This window comes from Clostridium lacusfryxellense, assembly GCF_018861735.1.
Taxonomy (GTDB): Bacteria; Bacillota; Clostridia; order Clostridiales; family Clostridiaceae; genus Clostridium_AD; species Clostridium_AD lacusfryxellense.
Map to the genome: position 1 here is coordinate 42454 of NZ_JAHLEB010000012.1, position 14212 is coordinate 56665.

Genomic DNA, 14212 nt, shown 5'->3' on the forward strand with positions numbered 1-14212 from the left:
TTAATAAAAATTTATTTTGCTGGTTTCCAGTTCTTCATTATGTTTTCTGCAATTTTTAACCCATCAACAGCTGCAGAAATTATTCCACCTGCATATCCAGCTCCTTCTCCTGCTGGAAATAGACCTTCTAATGATATACTCTGAAAATTTTCATTTCTATCTATTCTTAAGGGTGCTGAAGTTCGTGTTTCAATACCAGTCATAACTGCATCTTCTCTTGCATATCCGTTTATTTTATGATCGAATTTAGGCAAAGCTTCTTTTATAGCATCAGTTATGTAGCTTGGCAAACACTTAGTAAGGTCAGCAAATTTATATCCAGGCGTATAACTTGGTTTTATACTTCCGAGTTCACTACTAACAGTACCACTTAAAAAATCACCAACTAATTGTACCGGTGCATTGTAGTTAGATCCACCTATTTGATAAGCTAGAGATTCATAATGCCTTTGAAACTCAATGCCTGCTAATGGACTATCCGATGCGAAATCTTTAGGCCCTACTGATACAACAATAGCTGAGTTTGCATTGTTTTTATCTCTCTTATATTCACTCATACCATTTATCGCAATACGCCCTTGCTCGGACGCTGCCCCTACAACCTCACCACCTGGGCACATACAAAAACTATATACTGCTCTACCAGATTTTTCACTAGTATATGTAAGTTTGTAATCCGCCCCTTTTAACATTGGATGGTTAGCATATTTTCCATACTGATTTTCATTTATCATACTCTGAGGATGTTCTATTCGAACTCCCATTGCAAAAGGTTTACTAGACATAAACACGCCTTTTTTATATAACATTTCATAGGTATCGCGAGAACTATGTCCGATTGCCAATATTAAATTATCACAAGCTAGCTTTTCTCCATTTACAATTACGCTTTTAATTTTTTTATCTTTAATTGTAATGTCTTCAAGTTTACTATTAAATCTTACTTCTCCACCTAATTTAATAATAGTCTCTCTAATATTTTTTACAACTTCTTTTAACACATCTGTTCCTATGTGAGGTTTCCCTGCATACACTATTTCACCAGGTGCACCAGCTTTTACGAATTCCTCTAGAATAAAATCACATCTAGTGGTGTCCTTTATTCTTGTAGTTAGTTTTCCGTCTGAAAAGGTTCCTGCTCCTCCTTCACCAAATTGCACATTAGATTCAGTATTAAGAACAGCTCTAGTCCAAAATTTATTTATGCTTTTTGTTCTATTCTCAACTTGCTCTCCTCTTTCAATAATAAGAGGATTATAACCCTTCTGCGCCATAAGAAGGCCAGCAAACATACCTGCTGGTCCCATTCCTACTATTATGGGTCTACTTTCCATTTTCCGCGTTCCAAATTCAAACTGGGCATCATACTTAACTTCTTCAAGTTTAACATCTTTACTATTTGCTTTTTCTACTACTTTTTCTTCATTATCCATTCTAATGCTGGCGGCATAATTAAACTTAATATTATTTTTCTTCCTAGCATCAATGGATTCTTTAGCTATTCTAAAACTCTTTATTTCACTAAAATCAACTCTCATTATCTTTGCTGCCTTTATTTTTACAGCATCTATATTATCTGGATCACAGTCATTTATGTCTATTACTATATTATTCACCCTAATTGCCATTGTTTGCCGGTACCTCCGTTAGTTTTTTCGTAATAGTTACTAATATTTTATCCGAGTCTTGTGATACTAAACTTATACCATCTGGAACGGACACTTTCACCGAAACAGTGTGCTCACCCTCCACCAGATTAGTTAAATCTAGCTGGGCGGCGATTTTACTTGGATCCATAGAATCTATAACCGACTGAGTACCTGAAAGCACTAGCAAGTCCTTATTCTTCCCAATCTTTGCTTCATACAAGTCATTTAAATTAACATATTTAACGTCTTGACTTATACTCTTTTGCACTTGCTTATTTGCTGCAACATCCGCCGCTTCTTTCTCTATCTGAGCTGCATCTTTTACCACTACCTTGTCTAAATTAACTTCAATGTTAACATCATCGGTTCCACTAACTAAAGTTAATCCACTAGGTATTATTACCTTTGTACTTATTGTAGTGCTCTTATCTATTTTACTTAAATCAATATTTTTCGTGTCTAAATTTTCTACCTTATCAAGGGCAGCAGCACTTCCAGTCAGATTAAATTGTTTTGGCGATACTTTTGTGCTTGCTAAAGTAAATGCCTCATTTAAAGTACCTATAGTTTTTACCGAGACTCCAACAGACTTTGTCTTACTTACTGGAATCTTAACATCTATTTGAGCTGGGTCTACGACTACATTTTTCACTTCTTCCCCTGATTCATCAATGGGTTTAAGTTTATATGTTTTTGAAACGTCCGATTCCATGCCTTTTATATTTTCTTCTACCACTAATTTCTTTACTAAATTTACAAACTTCGACCCTCCTGATACCGTAGCAGAAGTTTGTGATAATACTGGAGCTGAAGCAAAAAATCCATTGCTAGGATCCCCAGTTATATTGGTAGTTATAGAAACTTTAGTTTTAACAAGTTCATCTAAATTGACTTTTACAAAAAGAGTATCACCATTAACTACATTTATATTATCAGGACTTTTTTTAATTGTAATAGGGATATTTTGTTCCCCACTTTTAAGTGCGTATGCATCTAAATCTGCCACTATAGAGAAATTTTCTGCTTTGGTGGCCAAAAGTACGCTATTATTAGCTCCTTTAATATTTAAATCTATTGTTAAATCCTGACCTGGGACTAAAACAAGGTTCGACCTAGTTAATGTATCAGTATTCAAAAGCTGTACAGGTATGCTTTTAATTTTATAGGAAGTCAATGGATTTTCAGTGCTTGTTATAAAAAGCCATAACACAAAGGCAGCTATTACACAGCAAGTTTTGATTATATATTGTTCTTTTCTGGCTTTATCCATGACTTTATTCTCTCCTTTAAAGTTATTTTTTTAATTTGTCTTCTCTTTATTATTTGGACAAGTATTTTCTTAAGCTTGTCTTTGTCATAGTTCCTTACAAGTCTCCCATTCATTGCAAGAGATATGTTCCCTGTTTCTTCCGATACTATAATTGTAAGAGCATCTGACATTTCTGTTATTCCTATTGCTGCTCTATGCCGTGTTCCTAGCTTTTTACTTATTACATCATTATTAGTTAAAGGCAAAAAACATCCTGCTGCAATTATTCTATCATTTCTAATTACAGTAGCCCCATCATGAAGTGGAGTGTTAACAACAAATATGTTTTCGAGTAATGCTGAAGATATTACAGCATCCAATGTGGTCCCTGTTTTAATTATCTCTCCAATACCTGTCTTTTGCTCTATTACTATTAATGCACCGGTTCTGCTTTTTGCTAATATTTCAACAGAATTAACAATCTCCGTTATAACTTTCTCCATTATCTCTTCATCTTCAAATATATGTTTATCTGTAAAAGCTGTCCGCCCTATGTGCTCAAGTGCCCTTCTTATTTCCGGTTGAAAAATAATAACAATAGTCAAGACACCAATTGTAATTGTTTTATTTAAAATCCAATTTAAAATGGTTAAGTTGAGTAATTGGCTTATTGGAATAAGAACAAAAATAAAAATAATTCCTTTTAATAATTGTATAGCTCTTGTTTCTTTCATTAGCATATAACTTTTATAGAATATATAAGCCACCACTAATATATCTAAAATTGAAAATGGACTTATATTTTTGATTGTGCTTATCATTAATTTAAATACTTCCATAAAGCCTACACCCCTCCATTGAAACTCCTATTTACAATTATACACCATGCTTTGCTTTATTAGTATATAATATAAGTTAATTTTATTATAACAATTAAGCTTATATACCAAAGTTATCCTATTAAATAATTTACTGCTTTAAATCCTGAAAATGTATAATTCTATAAATAAACTAGAATAATAAGTGTATTATGTTAATATATGAATACTAGAGAAATAATAAGGGAGTGAGTTCTTTTGAGTGAAAATAAAAAAACTATAGATACTAGTAATAAGAAAAAAATATTAAAAATATTGTTTTTCCCATCTATTTTCATACTGGTCGTAGGTATTTTCTTAGTTAGTTACTACACTTTTGCAAATAGGGTATACGATTCATATAAAGTTACCATAGTATCAAATATTAACACTATTAACAAAATTAATAAAAACACATCCCAATTCAATAGTAACCAAACAATAGATGTTAAATATGCTAAGCAGCAGTTGCCTATTATTATTAAAGATTTATCTGCTCTTAGAGATACTCTATCAAATTCGACTCCTACCTCTAAATATAAAAAAGACATCGAAAATCTTAGCTCAGGCCTAGATAAAAATTTATTAATATATAGACAAACACTTGCGATTTTAAATAATCCTTCTGGCAATGATGTAGGAACCTCTGTAGAAAATCTCAAAACATTTAGAGATGACTGCATGAATTTTTACTCTTTAGTAGATATTAATAATATTGAAATAGTATTACCAGAAACATCTTTAGTCTTCATTAGCAACGTACTTAATTACAGTTATAGTGCTGTGATGATAAAAAAAGAAACCGATATAAAACTAGAACAAAATCAGGTTTTTATAAATAAAATCGATGGATTATCAGTAAGTTTTCTAGCCTCTAGAACTAATTTTTACTCAGATGTATCAAAAGTGAGAGCAAAAGAGATGTCTTATGACGACCTTTTGTCACTAGTTGATGATGATTTTACAAAATTAAACGAAGTGCAAACTGAATTTAAAAGTTTATCTGTACCTCCAACGTCTATACCAACTTACGAATCATTTAAGATTCTAATAGATAATTACGAAAGTTATTTAAAAGATTTTAAAATTGCTCTTACAAGTGAAAAAATTCAAGCTTTAAGTGCGGTTGTAGATCCATCCTCATTGGATGCTTTATATACATCTTCTACAGGACTGTTTAGTAAAGTACAAAGTGCCAATAATGATTTTAATAAAGTTTATACTCAGTTAAAGGCTAAGGAATAAACGATTATGTACTACTTTCCATTTACTATAAAAAATAAGTGTATTATTCTCACGATCTTGGTAACAATATTATTAGCCTAAGTAAAAAAAACACGGAGGAACCATGCATTTGGGGTGAATCACTAGTTGTGTAGGTTAAACCTTTCCCGAACCCGTCAGCTAACTCCGTAGGCAAAAGGAGAGATAATATGAAAAAATTTGCTTTTTTATCTTGTATGCTAACGTTATTATTAGTATTACCTAGTTTAAGAGTAAATGGTCAACAATTATATTCAAAAGGAACACAAAGTAAAGATTTATATAATGAGCAAATAAAGGCTGTAGAAGTGTTTAACCAATCAAATAACTCAATATATATTACTAACAGCGATATATATTTAATGTCGCAAGTCGTATATGCTGAGAGCTGTGGTGAGCCTGATAGTGGTAAACTTGCAGTAGCATCCGTTATATTAAATCGCGCTAGCGATGGTCATTTCCCAAAATCCATTTCTGGTGTTATTAATCAAAAAAACGCCTTTTCTTGTGTCAAAAACGGAAAGGTAATTCACAATGGCAAATCTGGCGTTGTTCCTGATTCTAGCTGTTATAATGCGGTACTGGATGCATTAAAAGGTAAGGACCCTACGCACAACGCTGTTTTCTTTTATAATCCTGAAATATCCACGTCTCAGTGGATGAAGGGTATAAAAAAAGATGATATAAAAACTATCGGCAATCATGTTTTCTTTGTAGTTAAATAAAATTAGGCAGTTAACTTTAGTTTATTCAACTACAGTTAACTGCCTAATTTTATTAATATTAATTTTATAGATGTTTTTCTATTATTTTCTTTAAGTCAGCTTTAGGTCTAAATCCAACCATAGTTTCTTTAACTGTGTCTTTACTAAATACCATCACTGTAGGAATACTTGAGATTTTATATTTAGAAGCTACTATAGGACTCTCATCAACATTTATCTTTGCAAATGTCACATTTTTCCCCATTTCATTTGATAATTCCTCTATTACTGGAGTTAACATTTTACAAGGTCCACACCAAGGTGCCCAAAAATCAACTACAACTATGTTATCTGAATCTGCAATTTCTTCATTAAAATTCTTATCATTAACTACCTTAATCATATTATTACCTCCATTTATTATACTTTAAATTTTTATTATACCCATATAGGGTATCTATATATTTATTATTGATATAATTGTATACCATATTACTATACTAGTCAATAATATTCAAATTTCTTGTTCACTCTATTAAATCCCTCAAAATTTATAAGTTTTCTTACCCTTATATCAATATTAGTATACCCAAATTAAAATTAAAAAAACTCTATGCCAGCTTAAAAACTGTATTTTTTAATCTTTTTTTAATATTTCTTTTACTATCGAATTATTATATTGTGAATTTGGAAATTGATTAACTAATTTTTTTGCATAACTCTTTGATTTTTTTACATCAACTTCATTATTTATAGTAATTAAATTATATAAAACTTCTTCCGAGTAACTTCCTCTCGGAGATTGTTTCAAACTAAGTTCATAATATTTAATAGCGTTTTCAAAATCAGATGTAGCTTTATATGCTAGTGCTAACATATAAACTATATGTTCTTGTAAATAATTATCATTTGAGTATGGCAGTGCATATAAAAAATATTTCTGAGCTTCTATAAACTTTTTGTCTTTTATATATGACATTCCCTTTTCATAAAAAAATGGCACTCCATTACTCTTAATAACTTCTTCTCCTTTTACAATGAGTAGCTTGTCATTTATATCCAGTTTGGTATTCTTCCATGCATTCACATATCCAACTATTAACTCCATGTTACTTTTTTTTAAACTCTCATCTAATTGTTCATATGGAAACTTAGTAGCTTCTTGTGAATTGATTTCTATTGATTTTTTATCATTATTATTTGATTTTTGCTTTTCTACTTCAACCTTTGCTTTAGCTTCGACTAATTTTTCACTTTCTATTTTAACTAAGCTTTTAGTTTTATTGTTATCTATCATTTTATACATATATTTTCTACCTGGGAAAATTACAATTACGGTTAAAACTATACATGCAGCAGCAATAAAAATTTTTTTATAGTTTATTTCTCTCTTTATGTTTCCATATTCTATTAATATATTTTTATTAATTATAGCTTGAATGTTTTTTTTATCTACTTGTGTTACCTCTTTTATATAAGTATATGCTTTATCATATTCTCCTTGCTTTATATAACAAACGCTAATATAGTTATTTACGTTTATAAAATTAAAGTCACTGGACTTGCATTGCTCTAGGAGCTTTAGTGCACCACTTATATTTAGCTGCTTTATTAGTTCTAATGCGTTCACATAAAGCTGTAATTTTTCCTTATCCCTCACGCTATCATTTAGATACTTTTTTGATACTTTGTCATTATTTCTTTTATAATTTATATTCCATGTCTGTTTAGCCTTTTCTAGATCGCCTTTTATGTAAAATAAAATGCCCTTTAAATTTAGTGCCGCAGCATTTGTATTATTAAGAGAAATACTTTTCTCACAAAGTCTTACCGCCTTATCTATATAACCATCATTATATTTATTCATCGCTTTTACGTATACTTTCCCTGACTTATCCATAAGTTCACCTTTTATTCCATATATTTGTGATTATTTTAATTGTATCATAGGCTTTATTTTATTTAAGATAATTATACATGATTAGAGTAATAAAAATATATATTAATTCATATTTTGTAGTAAAATATGAATTCTTTCATATCATTATAATAATTACATTATTTTTAAGGGTATCTGTACATAAAGATAATCTGGAAGCATCTATCACATGGTTGCATACGTCCCGTCCTGAGTGTTAATAAGTACATCTATATAATTATTCCTTATGGCGTAAGTATATCCATTAAATAGAGTGTAACATGCATTGGTGCACCTTGTAATAATAAATGTAGAAACTGGAGGTCATTCATGGTAAATAAGAATTTTTCTGTACTAATATATTTTCTTAGTGCTGTCTTGGTACTAATTCTTTCAATATTTATTTATAGAATAATTACACATATTAGTTACGGTAATTTTGATGAGAAAATAACAGCGACAGAATTTATGGTTAAAAGATAAAAAGACATACTTTTAGGATAATATGTCTTTTTCTTTTATAATAACTTAAAATTAATTAACATTATTGCATTTTAATTATTTACTCCGAAGAACTACTTTTAAAGAAATCACTTACTGATTTACTTAAAGAATTTGCAATTTTTCCTTGATATTCATCTGTCTTTAACTTTTGTTCCTCTTGATCGTTTGATAAAAATCCGCATTCAACTATAACACTTGGTATGATGTCATAATCTCTTAATAACCTATAGGCATTTTTAGCAGGTTTTTGTACTCTCTTATTACTAGGATCTAACTCTTCCCTAAGGTTCGTCTGAATTACGCTGGCGAGGGTTGAGCTTTCTTTATAGTTTGAATACCATACTTGCGCTCCATAATATTTACTCTGTGTAAAATAATTTAAATGTATGCTAATAAGCATGTCACAATTGCTAGATTTTTTTAAATCACATCTCTTTTTTAAATCTTCAATATACCTCTGTCTTATAGTCCCATCATTTGAATAAAGGCCAACATCTCCCTCTCTTGTCATAACTACTTTATATCCTGCTTTTTCTAAACTGACTTTAAGTTTTTTTACTATACTTAAATTAATATCCTTCTCCACAGTACCATTTTTAGAACTTGTTCCACCGTCCATGCCACCATGCCCTGCATCAATAAGTATTGTTTTGCTTCCTTCATTTATACTCATAGTTTCATGAGCAAGGCCTATATTCACACCTATTAAACTTGCCATTCCTAAAATTATTACAACAACCACGGCTACTAACCTTTTATTTGTGTATTTCAATGCACCCACCCTTTTATTTATTGCTATGTGTTAATTTTATTCAACATGTATATATTTTATAATATGTTTTTGATTTTACTTATAAGAAAATACACAGATTAAATTATAATACATATATTGTAATGTATTATAATATTTTTTAGAGGTGAGTTGATGTACAATTTAAAGCCTGAACTATTTGATTTTAATTCAGTAAAAGGTATTTCAAAAAAACAACTTGATGAACATTACAAATTGTATACAGGTTACGTAACCAAATTAAATGAAATTTGGAACACTCCATATGTGCCTGCTAATTATACTGATAGCAATGCAACTTACTCCAAGATGCGTAGCTTAAAGCTAGGGGAAACATATTCACTAGATGGAGTAAAACTTCACAATCTTTATTTTGAAAACATGACTGGAGGAAATAACACACCACATGGCCTCTTATTTAATGCAATTATAAATCAATTTGGTTCCTACGATACATTCATCTCTTACCTTACAAATGTAGGGGTATCCATGAGAGGTTGGGCAGTTCTTACCATTGATTCTATTGACAATAAGTTGCATATAATAGGAAGTGACTCACACGATAATGGTGCCGTATGGTTATCCTTCCCAATATTGATTATGGATGTTTATGAACACGCATACTTTATGGATTTTGGAACAGACAGGAAAAAATATATTTCTACATTTATAGAAAACATAAATTGGGACGTCTTGAATGACAGGTTTGAAAAATATATTTCTTTGGCTCAGCATATGAATAATGATATGAATCAACGTAGATTCTGCCCTTATAATTTATTCTAATAACTTTATTTATTTCCTAGAAAATAAAAACCCTCAAACACAAGTGTTTGAGGGTTTTTAATAACATGAAAATTATCTCTTTGAAAACTGAGATGCTTTTCTTGCTTTTTTAAGACCATATTTCTTTCTTTCTTTCATTCTTGGATCTCTTGTTAAAAATCCGGCACTTTTAAGTTCTGGTCTTAAAGTTTCATCGGCTTTTAATAATGATCTAGAAATACCATGTCTTATTGCTCCAGCTTGACCTGTATATCCACCACCATGTACGTTAACTAAAACATCAAATTTATCTTTAGTTCCAGTTAATACTAGAGGTTGGTTTACTATAAGCATTAAAGTTTCTAATCCAAAATAATTCTCTATGTTTCTTTTGTTTATAACAATTTTACCTTCACCAGGTACAAGTCTAACTCTTGCAACTGATTTCTTTCTTCTTCCTGTTCCTATATATTGAACCTTTGCCATTGTATTTCCTCCTTCCGAATCTAATTAGTATTTAAGCACTAGTGTTTCTGGGTTTTGTGCAGCATTGTTATGTTCTGAACCTTTGTATACAGTCATTTTTTTAAGTGTTTGACGACCTAATGGTCCCTTTGGAAGCATTCTTCTTACTGCTTCTTCAAAAATAAACTCTGGTTTTTTAGCTAATGCGATTCTATATGGAACTTCTTTTAATCCACCTGGATAAAAAGAGTGATGTCTTAACATTTTTTGGTCTAATTTCTTACCAGTTAAAACTATCTTATCAGCATTTAATACAATTACAAAGTCACCTGTATCTACATGTGGTGTAAATGTTGGTTTATGTTTACCTCTTAATATTGCTGCTATTTGACTAGCTGCTCTTCCTAAAACTTTTCCTTCTACGTCTACAACGAACCATTTTCTTTCCACTTCTAGTGGTTTTGCTAAGTATGATTTTGAATTCATTATTTTCCCTCCCTGAACTTTTAACAATTAAAACTCTATGCTAAAGATCCGGGGCTAGTGGATCTTATACACGATTATTTATACAAACATTTATAAGTATAATACATTCTACCGGGTGTGTCAATGTTTTTAGCCATCATGTTGCAACTTTAATTTATTTATTTTAATAAAAAACTTCTTCTAAACATAATCCATTCGCCGGGACTGCTTTTCCAGCCTTTGATCTCTCTTTTGACTCTATTATATTATTAATTTCGCTTGGTTTTATCTTTCCTTCACCAACTCTAATTAATGCCCCAACTATTATTCTAACCATATTGTATAAGAATCCATCAGCTGCAATATATATTTTAATCATATCTTCATTTTTTATAATATCTAATTGAGATATAGTTCTTACAGATGTCTTTACTGAACTTCCTAAATTTTTAAATGCAGAAAAATCATGAGTCCCTATAAAATATAAAGCCCCTAGTTTCATAGCCTCTACATCTAATATTCTTTGATGATGATATATGTAATTACGACCTACTGCAACATACTCTCGTCTATTTATTATTGTGTAACTATACACCTTACCAGTGCTATTATACCTTGAATGGAATTCCATTGGCATGTCAATAGCCTTAAGTATTACAATGTCTCTAGGTAATTTACTATTAATAGCTCTTGCAAATTTCTCTTGTACTATTTTACTATTAGTATAAAAGTTACCGGTATAGCCCTTTGCATGGACTCCAGCATCTGTTCTACTAGAACCAGTAATTAAGGCTTCTTCACCTGTAATTTCCTCAATAGCTCTTTCTACTTTTTCCTCTATAGTCATGACATTATTTTGCCTTTGCCATCCACAATAGTTCGTTCCATCATATTCTATTATAAGCTTTATATTTCTCACAACATCACGCCCTTTTCTATTTACACCTAGTATTTAATACTACTTTGCTCTTTATTAGAATATTACGTTCTACTAAAAATAGTAACAAAAAATAGCAGTGAAAACGCAAAACTTGCAATATAATCTTTATTGCTTATCTTTAATTGTTTCATTCTAGTTCTTCCTTCTCCACCCTTATAACATCTTGATTCCATAGCCATAGCTAGTTCATCTGCCCGCCTAAAAGAACTTATAAATAATGGCACTAATATAGGAATTAAACTTTTAGCCCTACTAATTAAATTTCCAGACTCAAAGTCAGCACCTCTTGCCATTTGTGCTTTCATTATTTTATCAGTCTCATCCATAAGCGTAGGAATGAACCTTAAAGCTATAGTCATCATCATTGCAAGTTCGTGAGCAGGTACTCCTATCCTTTTAAATGGGTTTAGAAGACTCTCTATACCATCAGTTAACTCTATTGGAGACGTTGTAAGTGTTAGTATTGACGTACCCATAATCAAGAACACCAGCCTAATAATCATAAAGGCTGCTATCATTAACCCTTCCTTATAAATACTTATAAATCCCCATTGAAAAAGTAGATCCTTCCCACTAGTCATAAAAATATTTAATATTGCTGTAATTAGCAATAAAACCAAAATCGGCTTAAGACCATTATAAATATACTTAAATGACAGCTTAGCTATTAGTATTGTTCCTAAAATAAATATCAATACATATAGGTAGCCCTCAAAGTTATTTACCAAAAATAGATTAACAATAAATAATATAGATATTAGTATCTTAAATCTTGAGTCCAACTTATGTACAAAAGAATCCCCTGGTATATATTGACCTATTGTAATATCCTTGATCATACAAATTCCTCCAATGTATTGTAAAAAGCACATATTACTATTATATATATGTCACCTTGTTATAGCAGAAGATTTATACTAGTTTTTTTTTAATATTCTAAGCAATTCTTCTTTAGCCTTTTCTATTGTAAATATATCGCGTGACAAATCGAACCCTTTATTACGTAGTTCTCTAATTAAATATGTAACCTGTGGTACAGCTAGCCCAACGCTCTCTAATATTTCTACTTCCCTAAATATCTTCTCAGGAGATCCATCTAAGATACACTTACCTTTATCCATTACCAAAATTCTATTTGCAACTTTAGCAACATCTTCCATACTATGTGACACTAAAATTATAGTCATATCATTTTGGTTATAGAGTTCTAGAATCTTACCTAAAATATCATCTCTACCTTTTGGATCTAGACCTGCAGTTGGTTCATCTAAAATTAAAATCTTTGGCTCCATAGCTATGACTCCCGCAATAGCTACTCTTCTCTTTTGTCCACCACTTATCTCAAAAGGTGATTTATCTTTATACTCTTCATAGTCCAGACCAACAATCTTCATGGCTCTTTGAACTCTTTTATTTATTTCATCATTATCTAAACCTAAGTTATGAGGTCCAAAAGCAATGTCTTTTTCGATAGTTTCTTCAAAAAGCTGGTATTCAGGATATTGAAATACTAATCCAACTTTCTTTCGTATATTTGTAAGTTTCACATTTTTCTTTGTTATATCTATGTCATCAATTAATAATCTACCGGATGTCGGTTTTAAAAGTCCGTTTATATGTTGTATAAGTGTAGATTTTCCAGAGCCTGTATGCCCAATAAGTGCTATAAATTCTCCCTGCTTTATTTCTATGGATACATCATCTATAGCTTTTTTTTCAAAAGGAGTTTTTGGCATATATATATATGTTAAATTTTCTATTTTAATTGACATAATGCATTCACCATCTCATCTATAGTTAATATATCTGATCCTATATTAATACCATTTTGTCTAAGCTCATATGCAAGTTCTGTTACTTGAGGCACATCTAATCCTATTTTCTTCATTACAGCTACATTTTTAAATATTTCCTTAGGTTTCCCATTCATTACAACTTTACCGCTATCCATAACCACAATTCGGTCCGCCTCTACTGCCTCTTCCATATTATGAGTTATTAATATTATTGTTATGCCATATTTCTTGTTTATTTCTTTAATAGTTCGCATAACCTCTTTTCTACCAAATGGATCCAGCATAGCTGTTGGTTCATCAAAAACAATACACTTAGGCATCATAGCAAGAATCCCAGCAATAGCTACTCTTTGTTTTTGACCACCTGAAAGTAAATGTGGAGCATGTTTTCTATATTCATACATTTGAACATTTTTTAATGCATCATCAACCCTTTTTCTAATCTCCTTAGAATCAATTCCTAAGTTTTCTGGCCCAAATGCTACATCCTCTTCAACAATAGTTGCAACAATTTGATTATCTGGATTTTGAAACACCATGCCTGCTACATTCCTAATAAGCCATAGATTACTCTCATCGGAAGTTCGCATTCCATCAACATAGACTTCTCCATCCGATGGAACTAACAATGCATTTATATGTTTAGCAAAAGTGGATTTTCCTGATCCATTATGACCAAGTACTACCAAAAATTCACCCTTATTAACCTCTAAATCTAAACCATTTATGGCTACTTTAGGCTGTTCATTTTCACTTTGGGGGTACTTATAAACAAGTTTCTTACATATAACCATTTTTTCACCCATAAGTGTCACTCCCTACGTTTATAAATATAAATATGAAAATG

16 protein-coding genes and 1 riboswitch are annotated in these 14212 nt (G+C 30.8%); of the genes, 4 read left to right on the plus strand and 12 right to left on the minus strand.

From position 1 onward, the window contains the following. Positions 1-11 precede the first annotated feature (11 nt). The 3 genes from KPL55_RS09015 to cdaA are packed head-to-tail and all read right to left on the minus strand — an operon-like array spanning position 12 to position 3737. Entirely contained in the window at positions 12-1628 is a 1617-nt protein-coding gene (locus KPL55_RS09015; RefSeq protein ID WP_216306383.1) for an NAD(P)/FAD-dependent oxidoreductase, read from the minus strand. After that, positions 1618-2919, minus strand: a complete 1302-nt coding sequence (locus tag KPL55_RS09020) for a CdaR family protein (RefSeq protein WP_216306384.1) — start codon at positions 2917-2919, stop codon at positions 1618-1620. The genes KPL55_RS09015 and KPL55_RS09020 overlap by 11 nt, the downstream gene beginning before the upstream one ends. Next, positions 2889-3737 (minus strand): diadenylate cyclase CdaA, encoded by an 849-nt coding sequence (gene cdaA, locus KPL55_RS09025; protein WP_216306385.1) that lies wholly within the window; start codon positions 3735-3737, stop codon positions 2889-2891. The genes KPL55_RS09020 and cdaA overlap by 31 nt, the downstream gene beginning before the upstream one ends. A 237-nt stretch (positions 3738-3974) precedes the next feature. Here cdaA and KPL55_RS09030 point away from each other — a divergent pair, with 237 nt between their 5' ends. Both KPL55_RS09030 and KPL55_RS09035 read left to right on the plus strand, forming a co-directional pair. Then, positions 3975-5000 carry a hypothetical protein gene (locus KPL55_RS09030; protein ID WP_216306386.1) on the plus strand — a complete coding sequence of 342 codons (1026 nt, stop codon included), beginning with the start codon at positions 3975-3977 and terminating at the stop codon, positions 4998-5000. A gap of 64 nt (positions 5001-5064) precedes the next feature. Then, positions 5065-5188, plus strand: a riboswitch (cyclic di-AMP (ydaO/yuaA leader). Then, positions 5189-5743, plus strand: a complete 555-nt coding sequence (locus tag KPL55_RS09035) for a cell wall hydrolase (protein ID WP_216306387.1) — start codon at positions 5189-5191, stop codon at positions 5741-5743. A gap of 64 nt (positions 5744-5807) precedes the next feature. Here the strand turns inward: KPL55_RS09035 and trxA are convergent, their stop codons facing one another. Together trxA and KPL55_RS09045 are read right to left on the minus strand one after the other, a co-directional pair. Next, positions 5808-6125, minus strand: a complete 318-nt coding sequence (gene trxA, locus KPL55_RS09040; RefSeq protein ID WP_216306388.1) for a thioredoxin — start codon at positions 6123-6125, stop codon at positions 5808-5810. A 234-nt stretch (positions 6126-6359) separates the two neighbouring features. Continuing rightward, complete coding sequence (locus KPL55_RS09045; RefSeq protein ID WP_216306389.1) at positions 6360-7622, minus strand: tetratricopeptide repeat protein; 1263 nt, start codon at positions 7620-7622, stop codon at positions 6360-6362. A gap of 348 nt (positions 7623-7970) precedes the next feature. Between KPL55_RS09045 and KPL55_RS09050 the strand changes: the two genes are divergently transcribed. Next, the gene (locus KPL55_RS09050; RefSeq protein WP_216306390.1) at positions 7971-8123 is read left to right on the plus strand and encodes a hypothetical protein; all 153 of its coding nucleotides are present in this window, start codon (positions 7971-7973) and stop codon (positions 8121-8123) included. A 79-nt stretch (positions 8124-8202) separates the two neighbouring features. On the opposite strand, the gene cwlD is transcribed toward KPL55_RS09050, so the two are convergent. Further along, the gene (cwlD, locus tag KPL55_RS09055) at positions 8203-8916 is read right to left on the minus strand and encodes an N-acetylmuramoyl-L-alanine amidase CwlD (protein ID WP_216306391.1); all 714 of its coding nucleotides are present in this window, start codon (positions 8914-8916) and stop codon (positions 8203-8205) included. A gap of 153 nt (positions 8917-9069) precedes the next feature. On the opposite strand from cwlD, the gene KPL55_RS09060 reads away from it, so the two are divergent. Next, complete coding sequence (locus tag KPL55_RS09060) at positions 9070-9720, plus strand: superoxide dismutase (RefSeq protein WP_216306392.1); 651 nt, start codon at positions 9070-9072, stop codon at positions 9718-9720. A gap of 72 nt (positions 9721-9792) precedes the next feature. On the opposite strand, the gene rpsI is transcribed toward KPL55_RS09060, so the two are convergent. From rpsI to KPL55_RS09090, 6 genes are all read right to left on the minus strand, one after another. Continuing rightward, entirely contained in the window at positions 9793-10185 is a 393-nt protein-coding gene (gene rpsI, locus KPL55_RS09065) for a 30S ribosomal protein S9 (RefSeq protein WP_216306393.1), read from the minus strand. 24 nt (positions 10186-10209) lie between these two features. Beyond that, the gene (gene rplM, locus KPL55_RS09070) at positions 10210-10650 is read right to left on the minus strand and encodes a 50S ribosomal protein L13 (protein WP_216306394.1); all 441 of its coding nucleotides are present in this window, start codon (positions 10648-10650) and stop codon (positions 10210-10212) included. A gap of 163 nt (positions 10651-10813) precedes the next feature. Beyond that, positions 10814-11548: a tRNA pseudouridine(38-40) synthase TruA gene (gene truA / locus KPL55_RS09075; protein WP_216306395.1), complete on the minus strand. Its 735-nt coding sequence runs from the start codon at positions 11546-11548 to the stop codon at positions 10814-10816. A 62-nt stretch (positions 11549-11610) separates the two neighbouring features. Continuing rightward, the gene (locus KPL55_RS09080; protein WP_216306396.1) at positions 11611-12408 is read right to left on the minus strand and encodes an energy-coupling factor transporter transmembrane component T family protein; all 798 of its coding nucleotides are present in this window, start codon (positions 12406-12408) and stop codon (positions 11611-11613) included. Positions 12409-12486: 78 nt separating this feature from the next. Then, positions 12487-13341, minus strand: a complete 855-nt coding sequence (locus tag KPL55_RS09085) for an energy-coupling factor transporter ATPase (protein WP_216306397.1) — start codon at positions 13339-13341, stop codon at positions 12487-12489. Beyond that, positions 13326-14171, minus strand: coding sequence for an energy-coupling factor transporter ATPase (locus KPL55_RS09090; protein WP_216306398.1), 846 nt, complete (start codon positions 14169-14171; stop codon positions 13326-13328). Before KPL55_RS09090 ends, KPL55_RS09085 begins: the two co-directional genes overlap by 16 nt. Between the last annotated feature and the right edge of the window lie 41 nt (positions 14172-14212).

What these genes read in the sequence shown, in the direction of transcription:
- KPL55_RS09035 (WP_216306387.1), top strand. Translation starts at nt 5,189, where the DNA reads ATGAAAAAATTTGCTTTTTTATCTTGTATGCTAACGTTATTATTAGTA.
- KPL55_RS09090 (WP_216306398.1), bottom strand. Translation starts at nt 14,171, where the DNA reads ATGGGTGAAAAAATGGTTATATGTAAGAAACTTGTTTATAAGTACCCC.
- cdaA (WP_216306385.1), bottom strand. Translation starts at nt 3,737, where the DNA reads ATGGAAGTATTTAAATTAATGATAAGCACAATCAAAAATATAAGTCCA.
- KPL55_RS09045 (WP_216306389.1), bottom strand. Translation starts at nt 7,622, where the DNA reads ATGGATAAGTCAGGGAAAGTATACGTAAAAGCGATGAATAAATATAAT.
- KPL55_RS09050 (WP_216306390.1), top strand. Translation starts at nt 7,971, where the DNA reads ATGGTAAATAAGAATTTTTCTGTACTAATATATTTTCTTAGTGCTGTC.
- KPL55_RS09060 (WP_216306392.1), top strand. Translation starts at nt 9,070, where the DNA reads ATGTACAATTTAAAGCCTGAACTATTTGATTTTAATTCAGTAAAAGGT.
- trxA (WP_216306388.1), bottom strand. Translation starts at nt 6,125, where the DNA reads ATGATTAAGGTAGTTAATGATAAGAATTTTAATGAAGAAATTGCAGAT.
- rpsI (WP_216306393.1), bottom strand. Translation starts at nt 10,185, where the DNA reads ATGGCAAAGGTTCAATATATAGGAACAGGAAGAAGAAAGAAATCAGTT.
- KPL55_RS09085 (WP_216306397.1), bottom strand. Translation starts at nt 13,341, where the DNA reads ATGTCAATTAAAATAGAAAATTTAACATATATATATATGCCAAAAACT.
- KPL55_RS09080 (WP_216306396.1), bottom strand. Translation starts at nt 12,408, where the DNA reads ATGATCAAGGATATTACAATAGGTCAATATATACCAGGGGATTCTTTT.
- KPL55_RS09015 (WP_216306383.1), bottom strand. Translation starts at nt 1,628, where the DNA reads ATGGCAATTAGGGTGAATAATATAGTAATAGACATAAATGACTGTGAT.
- rplM (WP_216306394.1), bottom strand. Translation starts at nt 10,650, where the DNA reads ATGAATTCAAAATCATACTTAGCAAAACCACTAGAAGTGGAAAGAAAA.
- KPL55_RS09020 (WP_216306384.1), bottom strand. Translation starts at nt 2,919, where the DNA reads ATGGATAAAGCCAGAAAAGAACAATATATAATCAAAACTTGCTGTGTA.